Genomic DNA, 1,723 nt, shown 5'->3' on the forward strand with positions numbered 1-1,723 from the left:
GTACCATCTGATGTCTCTTCTATACATAAAAACTTCAAAGCAATTCTTCACTCTCACTGCTTCTCCGTGCTTTTAGTAGAGTATATTAGTATCCTGCCCTTCTCCTCATCTCTTTCAATAACGAATTCAGTTCCCCACTTATCTACCATGCTTTTAGGAAGATACAGATTTAGCGGGAGTGTGTAATACTCGTACTGGTAAACCTTGTCTTTCACGGCTTTCTTGCCCACCATTTTTCTTGCTGTGACAGTTCTTCTACGTACTGCCATTTTTACACACCAAGAATAACTAAAACAGTGCTTTTAAAAGATGTTGCTTGTTTAGAAGCTGGCGAAACTATTTTGTTTCTATTTAGTCTCTGAGTGCCTATAATAGACTCGTCTGAACAGGTCCTCGTCCTGGACGTAAGACTTACCAAGCCTTAAAGCAATTTCAGCCTTACTTAGCTCGTAACCCAAATAGAGAATATGGTCGGTGCTTAGCTCATAATCTCTTATCAGAGCTCTGCCTAAATCGAGTGCTCTCCCTCCTGCATATCTCTTTAGAATCTTGTTAGTACTTCTCTCATGAATATCTACTACTATTTGCTTCTCTCTTCTATCAACGTATATCTTCACGTAATACTTTAGGTCTAGGCGTGGCTGAGCTCCACTACTATTAACTCTCTCAATAACTCCTTCGTATGGTGGTATAGGAACGTTTAAGTCTTTCTTTTCTTTAACTATCAGGAGGTCTACCCCATGATTAACTAGCGGGGACTTCTTGAGGAAAGCTCTGTAAATTAATTCTCTACTTAACGATGCTTCTAGAGACGCGCCACGAGCTTTAACGCTTGATTCCGTGATTAGTACTGAGGAAGCGCCTAGCTCAAACCCTATATCGATTAAGAGGGTTATGATGCCTGGGGTATCAGCATCTACTAACTCATAGACGTTGGCAGGACTAAACAAAATAGGGTATTCAATCTTGTTTCTTAATTTACTTAACTCTATAACGCTGTCTACGAAGCCTAGAGCAGGTGGTCTAATAATAGTATCAACTAAGATTTTGTTGAAACCTAAGTCCTGAAGCATTTTAGTAACCTTATTTATGTCTTCACTTAAAGTAGCTTCTCTCCCAGTATTTGACGGGACTACAACAAGTGCTTGATCTGTTCTTAAGTAGTCACTAATCAAGCTGACGTTACTTGCTGAAACGTTGAGTATTAAGTCGCTTAAGCTGAGTATATCTTTAAGTTTCTCTTTAGGAACGCTCTCGTAAATTAAGTCAATCCCAACTAACATGTTGTGAGTAAGACACGTAGACACTAGCTTCCCTATAATGTCTAGAGCCTTACACTCGACACCACACCCTATTACCACACCCTCGTAACTCATGCTCTTAAGTTCACTAAGTTTTGCTTCTAAATGTTCAACACTAGAATACTCACCGACCATATATTCGTAAATTAAGTTGAGAGGTGGCGGCGTGTTAGTGAATAAGACATTCTTCAACTTGAAAGCAGGTTTCTTACTACGTATGACCTCATCTAATTTTTCTTGATAATATGTTGCTAAAGCCTCCCGCATGACTTCATCTGCTGGAACGTCAGGACTAAACTTAAACCCTTGAAGAAGCTGTTTAAGCATCTCAGGTAAGTCACCAAGATACTTAGGACCCTTGACAGTTTCTACATTAACTGCTTCCTTAATTTCTCGTGCGGAGCCTATGCTTAAACCAGGAA

Annotated in this window: 2 protein-coding genes; both read right to left on the bottom strand. The window is 39.7% G+C overall.

Annotated features, from left to right (window positions below; translation table 11 throughout):
• Positions 1-53 precede the first annotated feature (53 nt).
• Complete coding sequence (locus QXL29_08225; protein MEM2284572.1) at positions 54-269, bottom strand: hypothetical protein; 216 nt, start codon at positions 267-269, stop codon at positions 54-56.
• Positions 270-347: 78 nt separating this feature from the next.
• Positions 348-1,723 (bottom strand): hypothetical protein (locus QXL29_08230; protein ID MEM2284573.1); only part of this gene is annotated, 1,376 nt, incomplete at its 5' end.

Source organism: Zestosphaera sp. (assembly GCA_038843015.1).
Taxonomy (GTDB): Archaea; Thermoproteota; Thermoprotei_A; order Sulfolobales; family NBVN01; genus Zestomicrobium.